The organism is Lysobacter soli (assembly GCF_003382285.1).
In the GTDB taxonomy this organism is placed as follows: Bacteria; Pseudomonadota; Gammaproteobacteria; order Xanthomonadales; family Xanthomonadaceae; genus Lysobacter_J; species Lysobacter_J soli.
Window position 1 is genome coordinate 168,681 of sequence record NZ_QTJR01000006.1, and the last position, 14,645, is coordinate 183,325.

Annotated in this window: 13 protein-coding genes and 1 pseudogene; 9 read left to right on the forward strand and 5 right to left on the reverse strand. The window is 68.1% G+C overall.

Going from position 1 to position 14,645, the window contains the following annotated elements:
* Positions 1–19: 19 nt before the first annotated feature.
* The gene (locus DX912_RS10695; RefSeq protein WP_115842499.1) at positions 20–721 is read right to left on the reverse strand and encodes an alpha/beta fold hydrolase; all 702 of its coding nucleotides are present in this window, start codon (positions 719–721) and stop codon (positions 20–22) included.
* Positions 722–730: 9 nt separating this feature from the next.
* Complete coding sequence (locus DX912_RS10700) at positions 731–1,168, reverse strand: OsmC family protein (protein ID WP_115842500.1); 438 nt, start codon at positions 1,166–1,168, stop codon at positions 731–733.
* Positions 1,169–1,445: 277 nt separating this feature from the next.
* Here DX912_RS10700 and fusA point away from each other — a divergent pair, with 277 nt between their 5' ends.
* The 6 genes from fusA (at position 1,446) to DX912_RS10730 (ending at position 7,432) form a co-directional block, all read left to right on the forward strand.
* Positions 1,446–3,488, forward strand: a complete 2,043-nt coding sequence (gene fusA, locus DX912_RS10705; protein ID WP_115842501.1) for an elongation factor G — start codon at positions 1,446–1,448, stop codon at positions 3,486–3,488.
* Between the two features lie 90 nt (positions 3,489–3,578).
* On the forward strand, positions 3,579–4,826 hold the full coding sequence (locus DX912_RS10710; RefSeq protein ID WP_181902799.1) for a DUF2272 domain-containing protein: 1,248 nt from the start codon (positions 3,579–3,581) through the stop codon (positions 4,824–4,826).
* A 97-nt stretch (positions 4,827–4,923) separates the two neighbouring features.
* Entirely contained in the window at positions 4,924–5,565 is a 642-nt protein-coding gene (locus DX912_RS10715) for a LysE family translocator (protein ID WP_115842503.1), read from the forward strand.
* Positions 5,566–5,700: 135 nt separating this feature from the next.
* The gene (locus DX912_RS10720; protein WP_181902800.1) at positions 5,701–6,267 is read left to right on the forward strand and encodes a DUF1439 domain-containing protein; all 567 of its coding nucleotides are present in this window, start codon (positions 5,701–5,703) and stop codon (positions 6,265–6,267) included.
* Positions 6,268–6,271: 4 nt separating this feature from the next.
* Positions 6,272–6,955 carry a Cif family virulence factor gene (locus DX912_RS10725; RefSeq protein ID WP_115842505.1) on the forward strand — a complete coding sequence of 228 codons (684 nt, stop codon included), beginning with the start codon at positions 6,272–6,274 and terminating at the stop codon, positions 6,953–6,955.
* 15 nt (positions 6,956–6,970) lie between these two features.
* The gene (locus tag DX912_RS10730) at positions 6,971–7,432 is read left to right on the forward strand and encodes a PIN domain-containing protein (RefSeq protein ID WP_115842506.1); all 462 of its coding nucleotides are present in this window, start codon (positions 6,971–6,973) and stop codon (positions 7,430–7,432) included.
* A 204-nt stretch (positions 7,433–7,636) separates the two neighbouring features.
* On the opposite strand, the gene DX912_RS10735 is transcribed toward DX912_RS10730, so the two are convergent.
* From DX912_RS10735 to DX912_RS10745, 3 genes and pseudogenes are all read right to left on the reverse strand, one after another.
* Positions 7,637–9,856, reverse strand: coding sequence for a DUF5916 domain-containing protein (locus tag DX912_RS10735; RefSeq protein WP_115842507.1), 2,220 nt, complete (start codon positions 9,854–9,856; stop codon positions 7,637–7,639).
* A gap of 236 nt (positions 9,857–10,092) precedes the next feature.
* Positions 10,093–10,902, reverse strand: a complete 810-nt coding sequence (locus tag DX912_RS10740; RefSeq protein WP_115842605.1) for a 3-hydroxybutyrate dehydrogenase — start codon at positions 10,900–10,902, stop codon at positions 10,093–10,095.
* Positions 10,903–11,214: 312 nt separating this feature from the next.
* Positions 11,215–11,676, reverse strand: a pseudogene (locus DX912_RS10745) (SET domain-containing protein); the annotation flags it as partial.
* A 233-nt stretch (positions 11,677–11,909) separates the two neighbouring features.
* On the opposite strand from DX912_RS10745, the gene DX912_RS10750 reads away from it, so the two are divergent.
* The 3 genes from DX912_RS10750 to sufC are packed head-to-tail and all read left to right on the forward strand — an operon-like array spanning position 11,910 to position 14,644.
* Positions 11,910–12,356 (forward strand): SUF system Fe-S cluster assembly regulator, encoded by a 447-nt coding sequence (locus DX912_RS10750; protein ID WP_115842509.1) that lies wholly within the window; start codon positions 11,910–11,912, stop codon positions 12,354–12,356.
* A 15-nt stretch (positions 12,357–12,371) separates the two neighbouring features.
* Positions 12,372–13,835, forward strand: a complete 1,464-nt coding sequence (gene sufB / locus DX912_RS10755; protein WP_115842510.1) for a Fe-S cluster assembly protein SufB — start codon at positions 12,372–12,374, stop codon at positions 13,833–13,835.
* A gap of 44 nt (positions 13,836–13,879) precedes the next feature.
* Positions 13,880–14,644, forward strand: coding sequence for a Fe-S cluster assembly ATPase SufC (sufC, locus tag DX912_RS10760; RefSeq protein WP_115842511.1), 765 nt, complete (start codon positions 13,880–13,882; stop codon positions 14,642–14,644).
* The last annotated feature ends 1 nt before the right edge of the window (position 14,645 follow it).

Genomic DNA, 14,645 nt, shown 5'->3' on the forward strand with positions numbered 1-14,645 from the left:
GCGCGGCCGCGACGGGGATTTACCGCGCCGACAGCCGCGCCGTCAGCCAGGCCGCGGCCTGTGTCGCAACCGCGGCCGCCCCGCGCCCGAGCAGCGGAGCGACATGGCCCGGCGAAGCGACGCGCAACAGGTCCGCGTCCCAGGCGCGCGCGAGTTCGGCCGTCACCTCGGGCGGGACGTCCTCGTCCTGCGACGAGGCGATGCACAGCGTCGGGCAGGCCGGCGCGTCCAGCAGCAGGCCGGCATGCGCCTGGCGGAGCACAAGGCCGGACTCGTCGCGCCACCGCCGGAAGGCGAACAGCGCGGTGGCTTCATCCGAATCGGGCAGCGCGCGGCGGGTCGAGTCGAGGCGCGCATCGCGCTGCCATGGCACCACGTCGGGCCATTCGCGTGAAGGAAGATCTTCCACCCAAGGCGCGGGTGGCAGCGGATTGACCAGCACCAGCGCGTCGGCCGCGTCGGCGCACACCATCGCGAGCAGGCCGCCGAGGCTCGCGCCGACCACCGCGCACGGACGCGGCGACGCTTCCAGCGCGGTGCTCACCTGCGCGGCGTAATCGGCGAGTCCCGTGGCCTCAAGGCCATCTTCGGCCGGCTGGAGGTCCAGCGCCTGCGCCTCGATGCCGAGCGCGGCGAACACCCGCCGCCATACGTTCCACTCCCAGCCGCCCCCGCCTGCGCCGTGCACCAGCACGGCGCGGCGGATCGCATTGGTCGCCATCAAGCCCGATCAGCCCTGCAACGAGGCCTGGAGCGTCACCGGCACCGACAGCGCGCGCGAGATGACGCAGCCGGCCTTGGCCGCTTCGGCGTACTGCTGGAAGGTCGCCTCGTCCACGCCCGGCGCCTTGCCCGTGACGACCAGGTTCACGCCCGTGACCGTCGGCCCCGGGTCCATCCCCGGCTCCATCGTCACTTCGGCGCGGGTCTGGATGGTGTCGGGTGGCGAGCCGGCCTTGGTCATCACCGCCGACAGCGCCATCGAGAAGCAGCCCGCGTGCGCGGCGGCCAGCAGCTCCTCGGGATTGGTGCCCTTCTCGTCGCCGAAGCGCGTCTTGAAGGAGTAGTTCTGGTCGGTGAACAAGCCGCTCTGGGGCGTGGAAAGTGCGCCTTTTCCGCCCTGCAGGTCGCCGCGCCACACCGCCTCGGCCGTACGCTTGAATGCCATTTCGCTACTCCTTCGTGGGGTGAAAGAGCGTGCAGCCTAGCGTGGCGGACGTTAGCCGCGCATGCGCATGCGGGCCGCTGCCCCGATGCGGCGTGAAATCCGTCGTCGTTGCCCACTTCTCCCCTCGCCGGCTTGACCACCCCTCCCCCTTGCGCGAGGCTTTCGCTCCCGGCCCCCGCCGGCACCCGCCATGACCGCCCGCCGAGCGCCCCCTTCGCGCAGGCGCAGCGCCGGACAGCCATGACGGCCTTCCCACCCTCACGGGAGAAGTCCGCTCATGTCCTACAGCACACAATCCATCCGCAACGTGGCCCTGGCAGGCCACCCCGGCGCCGGCAAAACCACGCTCTTCGAAGCCCTGCTGCAGGCCGGCGGCGCACTCCAGACGGCAGGCACGATCGAACGCGGCAGCACGGTGTCCGACTTCGATCCGATCGAGAAGCAACGCGGCCATTCCATCGACGCCAGCATCGCCAGCATCGACCACGCCGGCATGCACGTGAACCTCATCGACACTCCCGGCTACCCGGACTTCCGCGGCCCCGCGCTGTCGGCGCTGGGTGCGGTGGAAACGGTGGCGGTCGTCGTCGATGCCGCCGCCGGCGTGGAATACGGCACGCGCCGCATGATGGAGTACGCCCGCGGCCGCAACCTGTGCCGGGCGATCATCGTCAACAAGATCGACCACGAAGGCGCGTCGCTCGAAGGCGTACTGGCCGACCTGCGCGAGACCTTCGGCCCCGAATGCCTGCCGCTCAACCTGCCCGCAGATGGCGGCAGAAAAGTCGTCGACTGCCTGATCAACCCGCAGGGCGACAGCGACCTCGGGCCCGTGGCCGAATGGCATCAGAAGATCCTCGACCAGATCGTCGAGATCAACGAAACGGTGATGGAGCATTACCTGGACCTCGGCGAGGAAGGCCTGTCCGGAGACGAACTGCACGACGCGTTCGAGCAATGCCTGCGCGAAGGGCATCTGGTGCCGGTGCTGTTCTGCTCGGCCCGCACGGGCGCCGGCATCGGCGAACTGCTGGACGTCGCCGAACGCTGGTTTCCGAACCCCGCCGAAGCCAACGAGCCGCCGTACGAGAAAGGCCCGGAGCGCACGCGTATCCAGGCCGCGCCGGATCCGAAGGCGCACGTCATCGCCGACGTCTTCAAGATCGTCAACGATCCCTTCGTCGGCAAGCTCGGCGTGTTCCGCGTGCACCAAGGCACGGTGAAGAAGGACACGCAGTTGTTCGTCGACGACGGCAAGAAGCCGTTCAAGGTCGGCCATCTGTTCAAGCTGCGTGGCAAGGATCACGTCGAGATCGACCAGGCGATTCCCGGCGACATCGCCGCGGTGGCGAAGGTCGAGGAACTGCACTTCGACGCGGTGCTGCACGACAGCCACGACGAGGACCAGATCCACCTGTCGCCGCTGGATTTCCCGCGCCCGATGTTCGGCCTCGCGGTCGAAGCGGCGAGCAAGGGACAGGAGCAGAAACTGGCGACGGCACTGCACAAGCTGTCCGAGGAAGACCCGTGCTTCGTCGTCGAACACGAAGCCGAAACCAACGAGACCGTGATCCGCGGGCTCTCGGACCTGCACCTGCGCATCAACCTGGAGCGGCTGAAGGAACGCTACGGCGTGGAAGTGACTTCGCGTCCGCCGCGCATCGCCTATCGCGAAACCGTGAGCGGCAAGGCCGAAGGCCACCATCGCCACAAGAAGCAGACCGGCGGCGCGGGCCAGTTCGGCGAGGTATTCCTGCGCATCGAACCGCTGCCACGCGGCACCGGTTTCGAGTTCGTCGACGAGGTGAAGGGCGGCACGATACCCGGCCAGTTCATGCCGGCGGTGGAGAAAGGCGTGCGCCAGGTGCTGCAGAGCGGCGCGCTGGCGGGGTATCCGATCCAGGACGTGCGCGTGATCGTCTACGACGGGAAGCATCACCCGGTGGACAGCAAGGAAGTCGCGTTCGTCGCCGCGGGCAAGAAGGCGTTCCTCGATGCGATCGGCAAGGCGCGGCCGCAGGTGCTCGAACCCATCGTCGAGCTGGAGGTCAACGCGCCCGAGCAGCACATGGGCGATGTCAGCGGCGGCCTGGCGAGCAAGCGCGCGCGCATCAGCGGCACCGACAGCGTGCGCGGCAACGAGATCGTCGTGAAGGCGCAGGTTCCGCTGTCCGAGCTCGAGGGCTATGCGGCCGAACTGAAGTCCGTGACCGCGGGCCGCGGTCGGTATTCGCTGGATTTCAGCCACTACGAACCGGTGCCGTCGAACGTGCAGCAGAAGCTGGTCGAGGCCTACAAGCCCCGGCACGAAGAGGATTGACCCGCCCGCGGGGCCGGCACGCGCGCGACGCGATGCCGGCTTCACGCGCCTGTGGCCACTCTGTGCGCTCCGCTACGGATGAGCGCGCCCATGCGATCGACACGACACACGCTGCCGACCGTCCTGATGGTCGCCTTCGGCATGAGCCTGGCGATGTTCGCGAGCCTTCCGGCGTGGGCGCAGACGGCACGCAGCGCGAGCCGCGCGATCCCCGCCTTCCCACGTCCCTCCGGCTTTCCCGATCCCGCACTGCGCGTGATCTACTCGCGCGCCGACGAAGCGCCGCCGATGATGGTGCGCGTCGGCGAGAACCGCTTCGAGCCGCTGTATCGCCGCACGCCCGACGGCGGCTACGCGCCCGCGCGCGCGGCGGGGTATCGCATCGCCACCAGTTCGTGTCCGTCGATTCACGCGGCCGGCGATTACCGCGCCCGCATGATCGACCTGGCGACCGCCGAGTGGGCGTACTTCGGCATGCCCATCCTCGACATGGCGGTGGAACCGGCGGCGATCGTGCCGCGCGTGCCGCAGCCGTCGGGCGTGGTCGAGATCATCTCGCCCGATCGCAACGCCTCCATCGGCGATCGCGTGCTGCGCCAGGCGCCACGCCTGGGGCTGATGGAGGACGACGAGGCGGTGGCCGGCGCCATCGCCGGCTACTGGGCCGCGACCGGCAACGAGGAAGCGATGCGCGTGCAGAGCATCGTCAACTATGGCTGGCACGAGGCCGGCTGGGCGATGCCGTGGTCGGCGGCGTTCATTTCGTGGCTGGCGTGCGAAGCCGGCCTGTCGACCGACCAGTTCCGCCGCAGCGGCGGCCACATCGACTACGTGCGCGCCGCGGTGCGCGCGCGGGACGGGCAGGATCCGAACCATGCGTTCGTCGCCTACGACCTCACCGAGGCGACGCCGGACGCCGGCGACCTCCTGTGCACCTCGCGCGGGGACAGTTCGTTCGCGTCCATCGCCGACGTCCGCACCGGCAACAGCCCGTCGAACGCGCTGCACTGCGACCTGGTGGTGAAGACCGACGGCAAGAACAACCGGCTCTACGCCATCGGCGGGAACGTCAACCATGCGGTGACGCTGTCGGTGGTCGCCACCGACACGAAGGGGCGACCGCTCACCGACGCTGACGTCATCGGCGCGCACCGCTGGTTCGCGGTGCTCAAGCCGCGCGCGGGCGGCAAGGTCGCACACGACCTCGACGGCACGCCGACGGTGCAGATGCTCTACCGCGATTACGCGCGCTACGCGGGCGCGCGTCGCGGGCAGCCGCCAGTGCCGGTGCAGGCGCGCGGGGCGCGCGCGAAGCCTGCGGATGCGGCATCGCCCTGACGACGCAGGCGTCGCGACGATCCGTTGCGCCGCGCGCATCCCCGCCTGCGACCAGACGCGCGTACCCTGAGCGCCCCACTGACGTCCGCGCGCCGCCATGCACCTGTTCGACACGACGACCCTGCTCGCCTACCTCGCCGCGGCCCTCGTACTGGTGCTGCTGCCCGGGCCCGGCACGGCGTGGATCCTGGCGCAGAGTTTCGCGGGCGGGACGAAGCGCGGAATCCAGGCGGGTCTCGGCCTGGAGACGGCGACGCTGCTGCACGCGCTCGCCGCGGGTCTCGGTCTGTCGGCGCTGCTGGCGACGTCGGCGATGGCGTTCGAGTTCGTCAAATACCTCGGCGCGGCGTATCTGGTATGGCTCGGGATCAAGGCCTGGCGCAGCGGCGACGCCGGCACCGCACCCACCGATGCGGACGCGCCGAAGCCGCGCGCCTCCGGCCGCAGCGTCTACCTGCGCTCGGTCGTGACCGGCGTGCTCAATCCGAAGGTGGCGCTGTTTTTCCTCGCCTTCCTGCCGCAGTTCGTGCATCCCGAACGCGGCTGGGTGTGGCTGCAGTTCTTCGTCCTCGGCGCGCTGCTGGCCGTGATCGGCTTCTGCAACGACCTCTTCCTGAGCTTCGCCGCGGGCCGATTCGGCCGACGCCTCGCCGGCGGCGCCGGACGATGGACGCAGCGCGCGACCGGCACGCTCTTCATCGGCCTCGGCCTGCGCCTGGCGATGCAGCAACGCGGCTGATCGATCGCGCGACGTCCGCTCGTCGGGCCGTCACCCGGCGTGGACGGCGGGACGCTAGCATCGCCGCACGCCGCCGATCGAGTGGTGTTGTTCATGCGGCGCGGGTATCGTCCGGGCATCCCCGTGGAGCTTGAGATGGACCCGCGCCGCACTCTCCGATTTCCTCTCGCCGTCCTCTTCGCCCTCGCCGTCGCGCTGCTGTCCGCCTGCTCGACGGTCGGCGCGCTGCTCGGCGACGACGTGCGATTCACGCCGATGCAGCTGCAGCATTCGCTCGATCGCAATTTCCCGAAGCATTACGACAAGCTAGGCGGCCTGGTCTCACTCACGCTGATGAATCCGCGCCTGTCGATCCCCCAGGACGGCAACCGCCTGCGGCTGGATTTCGATGTGGGCTTGGGCGCATTGGGCAGCGACAGCAGCAAGGCGTCGGGCCGGTTCGCGCTCACCAGCGCGCTGCGTTTCGATCCGTCCACGCGCGGCCTGCACCTGCAGGAGCCGCGCATCGAGAACGTCGACGTACCGGCACTCGGAGGCGCGATGAACTCCAGCGCGCGCGCCATGCTCAATTCCTGGCTCGCCGAGTACGCACGCGAGGAGCCCGTGTATCGCCTCGACAACAGCCTGCTCGACCGCCTGGGTTCACGCCGCATCGGCACCACCGCCATCGAGAATGGCAACGTCGTCGTCCACCTGGATTGATGCAATGACGCAGTTCCGCTTCGCCTTTCTCCTCGCCTGCGCGGCCGCCCTGTCGGCGTGCGGCGGCGACAAGTCGCGCGCGCCCGGCGCGTCCGGCGACGACACCGAAGCGTTGCCCGCCCCGGCCGGCGCGCGCGGCAGCGTGACCGGCATGCCGGACGAGCCCGGCCCCGGCGTGGTCGGACCGCCCAAGCCCGAGGAGACTGTGGCGCTCGATGCCGAAGGCAATCCCGTGTTGCCGGCGGAAGACCCGCTCGCCGCGACGACGGCGCCGGTCGATCCGAACGCCCCGCCGACCGACATCGCGACCAACGAGCCCACCGTGGACGATGCCGTCGCCGTCATCCGCGACTACTACGCCGCAATCAACCGTCGCGATTTCGCGCAGGCGTATGCACTGTGGTCCGACGGTGGACGCTCGAGCAACCAGACGCCGGAGCAGTTCGCCGCCGGTTTCGCCGACACGACCGGCGTGTCGGTCGAGATCATGGCGCCGGGCCGCGTGGATGCCGCCGCGGGTTCGCGCTATGTGGAAGTACCGGTCGCGTTGACCGCGACGCACGCAGACGGTCGCCAGCAGCGCTTCGTCGGCGCGTACACGCTGCGCCGCGCCGTGGTCGATGGCGCCACCGCCGATCAGCGCGCGTGGCGCATCGGCACGGCCGACATCCGCGAAGTGGCGCCGTGACGCGCGCGGCGTGACATGAGCGGGTCATTCGACGATGCGCCGCCGCGCATCGTGCTGGACACCAATGTGTGCCTCGACCTGTTCGTCTTCCGCGACCCGGCGGTGTCCGCGTTGCGCGAGGCACTGGACTGCGGCGCCGTGATCGGTGCCACCAGCCAGGCATGCCGCAGCGAGTGGGAACGCGTGCTGGCGTATCCGGTGTTGCGCCTGGACGACGCCGCGCGTGCGAAGCATCTGGCCGCGTATGACGCCGCGATGCGCGTGTTCGACGACGACACGCATGGGTTCGCGCTGCCGCGCTGCGCGGATCCGGACGATCAGAAGTTCCTCGAACTCGCAGCCGCGTGCGGCGCGCGATGGCTGCTCAGCCGCGACGAGGCGCTGCTGAAGCTGGCGCGTCGGACGAAACGCGAGGGGTGGTTCGAGATTCTGACGGCGGTGCAGTGGGTGGCTGCGCGCGGACCATCAGCGCCCTAGATCGTCGTGGCCCTGCGTCGTCATCGCGGCGAAAGACGGGACCCAGGCGTTTTGACGGAAACCACACACTCGTCATTCCAGCGAAAGCTGGAATCCATCTGCTCTTTGCCTATGGGAGAGAACCAGGATGGATCCCAGCTTTCGCTGGGATGACGATGCTTTAGGTAACCACGCACAGCGTGAACCTCAATCAGAGCAACGGCCTCAAAGCTCGAACCGATAACTCAGCTTCACCAGCAGCTGCTCGTCGTCGCGTAGTTCCAGGCTGTCGCGCAGCAGGTCGCCGGGGCGCTCGGTGAACGGATCCTGCTGGTAGCCACCGCGACCGTAGACCACGTACAGGTACGACAGCGGCGCGATCTCGTAGCGATAACGCACCTGGAAGCCCAGGTTGCGCACGCTGAAATCGTTCACCACGTCGTCCGATGCGATCGACGCACCGCCCGGCTGCACGCGGTACGCCTGCTCCAGGCCCGCGTCCAGGCCGATCGCCTGCATCTTCACGCGCAGTTCCTGCTTGTTCGTGATCGTCCAGTCCAGACCGGCGTCGACCTGCAGCATGCGTTCGTTGAACTCGCCGATCAGGTTGTCTTCCTGCCACACCAGCCAGCTCGGGATGCGCTCGTAGAAGCCGCCCAGGTACACGCTGAACGCGTCGCTGATGAAGTACGTCGGCTGCACGCGCAGGTTGTAGCCGATCTTGTCGTTGCCGGCGAGGCCACCGGAGAACACTTCGGCCTCGGTATCCCACGCCCAGTCGCCCTTGCGCGGCCGTTCGTATTCGAAGTACGCGTTGAAGTTCGACGGCTTGTCGACCACGCCGTTGCCACGCGTGAGCAGGTCGTCCACGCCGGAGGTGTTGATGTTGATCTGCGCGTACTCGTAGCTGCCGTTGCGCAGGTTGCCTTCGCGGCTGATGCGCAGCTGGCGCTGCAGCCGGTCGCCGTGGTCGTTGTCGGTGCCGCTGATGCGCGCGCGCCAGTCCTTCGACGCGTAACGCGATTCCTTCGGAAGATCGGTGAAGCGGCGCATCACCTGCCAGTTGAGGTAGTTGGTGCTGTTGCGCTGCAGATAACCGAAATCGTTGATTTCCAGCTCGTTGCCGAAATGCATCGCGAGCCACTGCTGGCGCCAGCCGTGGTCCATCTCGTAGTTGACCCACATCGTCGCGCCGTTGTCGTCGGTCGTGCGTCCGTGCTCGTCGATCTGGCTGCCGATCACGCGCGTTTCCACGCTCACGCGCGCCGTCGGGCGCCAGTTGTGGTCCACGCCCATCACGGTGGCGGTGCGATCCAGGAACGGACGGTCGACGTAGGTCACCATCGCGCCGAGGTTCTGCTTGGCGAGGTCGCGCACCACGCGCACCGCGCCGAACGTGCGGCCGACCTCGTCCGCCTCGTCGGCGGCGAACACGCCGTACTTCGTCGCGCCGATGCTGCCGTTGAGCTTCACCGCCGCGGTGATGTCGCCCGCGCCGTTGCCGTCGTCGGCCGGCCCGCCCACGCGACGCGTGTACAGCAGCTGGCTGTAGTCCGACGGCGTGGTGAACTCGAAGATGCCCTGGTTCTCGGTGAAGAACGGGCGCTTGTCGCTGATGAAGGTCTCGGTGGCGTCGAAGTTGATGACGAGGTCGTCGCTTTCGACTTGGCCGAAATCCGGGTTGATCGTGCCCGACAGCTGGAACTGCCCGTTCGGCTTCCAGAAGATGTCGGCGCCGGCGTCGAAGTCGCTGTCGCCGCTGATGTTGTCGTACAGGCCCGACACGTACGGGGTGACCGCAAGCAGCGACTGGTCGTACTGCGGCATTTCCACCGGCGCGAAGTCGGACAAAAAGCGCGGCCGCGTGTAGCTCGCGCCCGGCCACGCCGAGCGCTCGCCGGTCGAGCCGATCACGCGGTCCAGGTAGATCTTCACGGTGCGCACGCCGTCCTTGCCCTCGCGCATCGGCGCGATGTACCAGGGAATCAGCATCTCGACCGACCACGACGTCTCGTCCTCGCTGACGGCATGCCGCCAGTTGCCGTCCCAGTCGTCGTTGAACTGGTTTTCGTTGGTGATCACCGCATCGGCGATGCCGTCGGTCGAGGACACCGTGAAGTTGTAGCCGGTGCGCGCGTCGCCGTCGTAATCGATCATCAGGTTGACGCGGTCGACCTGCTCCTCGAAGTCGCGCCGCACCCGCTGGCGCGTGCGCGTGTCCACCGGCTGCTGGTTGCGCATCGCGATGGCGAGGCCTTCGGGCGTCGCAAGGATCCAACCCTCGGTCGGCAGCGTCCCCGGCTCCAGCGACAACGGCTGGACCTTGCGGAAATCGGTGACGTGGCGTGCGCCCTGCCATTCGGCGGGGTCGATGCGGCCATCGATTTCCACGGCGAACACGGGCGTGGAAACGACGGCCAGGATGAGGAGCAGCGGTGCGCGCATGCGTTGGGGTCTTCGCGGTCCATGTGGCCCAGCGCGTGGTTCCGGTTGCGCGTTCGCGCATCCACCGGCGGTCCGTGCTGGAGGGGCGGCTTCGTGCCGGCTCGCGGCGTGATGCCCGGGCGAGGCGCAGACTAAGCGGCGCGGCGAACCCTACGCAGTGGCGTGAGTCATGGCAACCCTTTCGATGCGTCGCGCATCTCGGGTTGTGGAGCGCCGTCACACGACGGCGGCGTCCGCTATTGCATGTGCCAGCCGTGGCTGACCACGAAGCTCTGCCCCGTGAAGGCCGCCGTCGGGAATTCGGCGAGGAAGCGCACGGTGCGCGCGACGTCTTCCACCGTGGTGAAGATGCCGTCGACCGTGTTGCCCAGCATCACGCGGCTGACGACCTCTTCCTCGCTGATGCCCAGTTCCTTCGCCTGTTCGGGAATCTGCTTGTCCACCAGCGGCGTGCGCACGAAGCCCGGGCAGACGACATGGCTGCGAACCCCGTGCTTCGCGCCTTCCTTCGCGAGCGTGCGCGACAGGCCGAGCAGGCCGTGCTTGGCCGTCACGTAGGCGGACTTCAGCGGCGAGGCCAGGTGCGAGTGCACCGAGCCCATGTAGATGACGGTGCCGCCGCGGTGGCTGCCGTCGGTCTTCGTGCCGTACATGTGCGGCAGCACGGCCTTGGTGGTGAGGAAGGCACCGTCGAGGTGGATCGCCAGCATCTTCTTCCAGTCGGCGTAGGCGAACTGGTCGATCGGATTGACGATCTGGATGCCCGCATTCGACACGAGGATGTCCACGCCGCCGAACGCGTCATTCGCGCGCGCAACGCCGGCGTTCACGGCGGCCTCGTCGGTGACGTCCATCGCGACGCCCAGCGCCTTGCCGCCCTGCCCTTCGATCTCCGCTGCGACGGCCTGCGCGCCGGCCTCGTTCAGATCGGCGATGACCACCGCCGCGCCGGCACGGGCGAGTTCGAACGCGATTTCGCGACCGATGCCGCTGGCGGCGCCGGTGACGAGGGCGGTCTGGCCGCCGAGGGCGCGGGACTGGGACATGCGGGGCTCCTGATCGACCGGTGCGCGGGACTGCGCCAAGGGCGCGGACGCAGTGTGTCGATGCGTCGGCGGGCGCGCCATTGTTCGATGGTACGGGAGGTCGGTTCCGGGATTGCGGCGGAGCCGTTCCCGCACGCGGCCCCGGAATGCCCGGGGCGCGTGACAGCTGGATCAGGCGGCCTTGCGCACGCCCTTCTTCGCGCCGGTCTTGCTGGCGCCGGTCTTCTTCGCACCGCGCTTCGTGCCGGTGGCGGCCTTCTTCCCAGCGGTCTTCTTCGACTTCGAAGCGGCCTTCTTCGCCTTCTTCGGCGTCTTGGGCTGCAGCAGCGTGCCGGTGCAGTTGCGCGAGCCGCAGCGGCATTCCCAGATCTTCTTCAGCTCGGGCGTGTGCTTTTCCTCGAGCGTGATGCCGTAGTTGTACGACAGCTCCTGGCCCGGCTTGATGTCGCGGATCGCCTCGATGAACACGCGGTCCTTCGTGCGGTCGTCGCCGTCGGCCTCTTCCAGCACCGCCTCGCAGTTGGGCGAGCAGCTGTGGTTGATCCAGCGCGCCACGCCGCCTTCGTAGTTGGCGTCGATGACGTATTCCTCGTTCAGCGTGAAGAGGAAGGTGTGGCCCGAATCCGGGTCGCCGCTGACGTCGGCGTCGACTTCGTCATGGGTGCGGCGGCGGCCCTTGTACTCCACGATGCGTTCGCCCTTGGCGATCGGGGCGACGGCGAAAACACCGTTGCCATGGATGGCGGAACGACGGGCGACGATCTTGCGCGGCATGCGGAGGTCCGGTTGGGTGAAAGCGGCCATTCTGTACGGATCGGCGCGACATCGCCATCGCGCGCCAATCACGACGCGCCCGTCACGACGAACGCCGCGCGTCCGTCGCGAGGGACCGGACACCGCCGGAGCAGCCGCACGCACGGCAAGCCTGAATCGCCGATCCGGCACGCCCTTGGCCTCGGCCGCGGTAAAACGTACAATTCCGGTACGGATTCAACCTGCAGTCCCCCATGCTCCGCGTCACCAAGCTCACCGACTACGCCACGGTCGTCATGACCGCCCTCGCCCATGGCGACGATGCCGTGCTCAGCGCCTCCGAACTGGCCGAGCGCTCGGGCCTGGAGGCGACGACCGTCGCCAAGGTCCTGAAGCCGCTGGCCCAGGCCGGGCTGGTGGAGGGCTTCCGGGGCGCGAACGGCGGCTATCGGCTCGCCCGGCCGGCCGGCGACATCGGCCTGATCGAGATCGTGGAGGCCATGGAAGGGCCGCTGGCCATGACCGAATGCAGCGTCCACACCGGCAACTGCGGCCTGGAACAGTCCTGCGGCGTACGCGCCAACTGGCGCCGCATCAACGACGTGGTGGTGGAGGCGCTGCGCGCGGTAACGCTCGCGCAGATGCTCGCCCCGCCGCCCAACGAACCACCCCGCAGGTCCATCGACCTGCACCTGGCTTGAGAAGTAGGCAGCCCCATGGCCACCGAAATCCTGGAAAACCACCCGCTCGAGAATCGCGAGATCCATGAGCAGCTCGGCCGCAAGTACGAGGCCGGCTTCGTCACGGACATCGAATCCGACAGCCTCCCGCCCGGCCTCAACGAGGACGTGATCCGCGCGCTCTCGGCCAAGAAGAACGAGCCGGAGTGGATGACCGACTGGCGCCTGGCCGCGTACCGGCACTTCCTCACCATGCCGATGCCGCACTGGGCCAAGCTCAACATCGCGCCGATCGACCTGCAGGCGGTGAGCTACTACTCCGCGCCGAAGGCCAAGTACGCCTCGCTCGACGACGTCCCGCAGGAACTGCTCGACACCTACGAGAAACTCGGCGTGCCGCTGCACGAGCGCGCGAAGCTCGCCGGCGTCGCGGTCGATGCCGTGTTCGACTCGGTGTCCGTCGGCACCACGTTCCGCAAGGAACTGGCCGAGAAGGGCATCATCTTCTGCTCGCTGTCGGAGGCGCTGCACGACCATCCGGAGCTGGTGAAGAAGTACCTCGGCACCGTGGTCCCGACCGGCGACAACTACTTCGCCGCGCTGAACTCGGCGGTGTTCTCCGACGGCAGCTTCGTGTTCATCCCCAAGGGCGTGCGCTGCCCGATGGAACTGAGCACCTACTTCCGCATCAACGCGATGGGCACCGGCCAGTTCGAGCGCACGCTGATCATCGCCGAGGAAGGCAGCTACGTGTCCTACCTGGAAGGCTGCACCGCGCCGATGCGCGACGAGAACCAGCTGCACGCGGCGGTCGTCGAACTGGTCGCGCTGGACGATGCGGAAATCAAGTACTCCACCGTCCAGAACTGGTACCCGGGCGACGAGAACGGCGTGGGCGGCATCTACAACTTCGTGACCAAGCGCGGCGAATGCCGCGGCGCGCGCAGCAAGATCAGCTGGACGCAGGTCGAAACCGGCTCGGCGATCACGTGGAAATACCCGTCGTGCGTGCTGGTCGGCGACGACTCGGTCGGCGAGTTCTATTCGGTCGCGCTCACGCACCATCGCCAGCAGGCCGACACCGGCACCAAGATGGTCCACGTCGGCAAGCGCACCAAGAGCAAGATCGTCAGCAAGGGCATCAGCGCCGGCCGCGGCCAGAACACCTATCGCGGCCTGGTGAAGGTGCTGGGCTCCGCCGAAGGCGCGCGCAACCACACGCAGTGCGACAGCCTGCTGATCGGCAAGAAGTGCGGCGCGCACACGTTTCCTTACATCGAAGTGAAGCATCCCGGCGCGACCGTCGAGCACGAAGCGACCACCTCCAAGATCAGCGACGACCAGCTGTTCTATTGCCGCTCGCGCGGCATCTCCGAGGAAGACGCCGTGTCGATGATCGTCGACGGGTTCTGCAAGAGCGTCTTCCGCGAGCTTCCGATGGAATTCGCGGTGGAAGCCAAGAAGCTGCTGGAAGTGTCGCTGGAAGGCAGCGTCGGCTGACGCACGCTTCGAACCAAAACTCACGAATCACGAATCACGCCCCCATGCTCAAGATCGAAAACCTCCACGTCTCCGTCGCCGGCAAGGAGATCCTCAAGGGCCTCACGCTGGAACTCACGCCCGGCCAGGTGCACGCGGTGATGGGGCCCAACGGCGCCGGCAAGTCCACGCTCGGAAACGTGCTAGCCGGCCGCGAAGGCTACGAGGTCACCGCCGGCACCGTGACGTTCGAAGGCCAGGACCTGCTCGCCCTGGAGCCGGAAGAGCGCGCCGCGACCGGCGTGTTCCTCGCGTTCCAGTACCCGGTCGAGATCCCGGGCGTGAACAACACCTACTTCCTGCGCAGCGCGCTCAACGCGCAGCGCAAGGCACGTGGCGAGAGCGAACTGGATTCGATGCAGTTCCTCAAGCTCGTGCGCGAGAAGCTGGCCGTGCTGCACCTGAAGGACGAACTGCTGCATCGCGGCGTCAACGAAGGCTTCTCCGGCGGCGAGAAGAAGCGCAACGAGATCTTCCAGCTCGCGCTCCTCGAACCGAAGCTGGCGATCCTGGACGAAACCGATTCGGGCCTGGACATCGACGCGCTCAAGGCCGTCGCCGATGGCGTGAACGCGCTGCGTTCGCCGGATCGTGCTTTCCTCGTGATCACGCACTACCAGCGCCTGCTCGACTACATCAAGCCCGATGTCGTGCACGTGCTGGCCGATGGGCGCATCGTCGAGACGGGCGGTCCGGAGCTCGCGCTGGAGCTGGAACAGCACGGCTACGCGTGGGTGAAGGAACGCATCACTCCGGCGGCGAGCGCGTGAC

What these genes read in the sequence shown, in the direction of transcription:
- DX912_RS10695 (WP_115842499.1), bottom strand. Translation starts at nt 721, where the DNA reads ATGGCGACCAATGCGATCCGCCGCGCCGTGCTGGTGCACGGCGCAGGC.
- DX912_RS10700 (WP_115842500.1), bottom strand. Translation starts at nt 1,168, where the DNA reads ATGGCATTCAAGCGTACGGCCGAGGCGGTGTGGCGCGGCGACCTGCAG.
- fusA (WP_115842501.1), top strand. Translation starts at nt 1,446, where the DNA reads ATGTCCTACAGCACACAATCCATCCGCAACGTGGCCCTGGCAGGCCAC.
- DX912_RS10710 (WP_181902799.1), top strand. Translation starts at nt 3,579, where the DNA reads ATGCGATCGACACGACACACGCTGCCGACCGTCCTGATGGTCGCCTTC.
- DX912_RS10715 (WP_115842503.1), top strand. Translation starts at nt 4,924, where the DNA reads ATGCACCTGTTCGACACGACGACCCTGCTCGCCTACCTCGCCGCGGCC.
- DX912_RS10720 (WP_181902800.1), top strand. Translation starts at nt 5,701, where the DNA reads ATGGACCCGCGCCGCACTCTCCGATTTCCTCTCGCCGTCCTCTTCGCC.
- DX912_RS10725 (WP_115842505.1), top strand. Translation starts at nt 6,272, where the DNA reads ATGACGCAGTTCCGCTTCGCCTTTCTCCTCGCCTGCGCGGCCGCCCTG.
- DX912_RS10730 (WP_115842506.1), top strand. Translation starts at nt 6,971, where the DNA reads ATGAGCGGGTCATTCGACGATGCGCCGCCGCGCATCGTGCTGGACACC.
- DX912_RS10735 (WP_115842507.1), bottom strand. Translation starts at nt 9,856, where the DNA reads ATGCGCGCACCGCTGCTCCTCATCCTGGCCGTCGTTTCCACGCCCGTG.
- DX912_RS10740 (WP_115842605.1), bottom strand. Translation starts at nt 10,902, where the DNA reads ATGTCCCAGTCCCGCGCCCTCGGCGGCCAGACCGCCCTCGTCACCGGC.
- DX912_RS10750 (WP_115842509.1), top strand. Translation starts at nt 11,910, where the DNA reads ATGCTCCGCGTCACCAAGCTCACCGACTACGCCACGGTCGTCATGACC.
- sufB (WP_115842510.1), top strand. Translation starts at nt 12,372, where the DNA reads ATGGCCACCGAAATCCTGGAAAACCACCCGCTCGAGAATCGCGAGATC.
- sufC (WP_115842511.1), top strand. Translation starts at nt 13,880, where the DNA reads ATGCTCAAGATCGAAAACCTCCACGTCTCCGTCGCCGGCAAGGAGATC.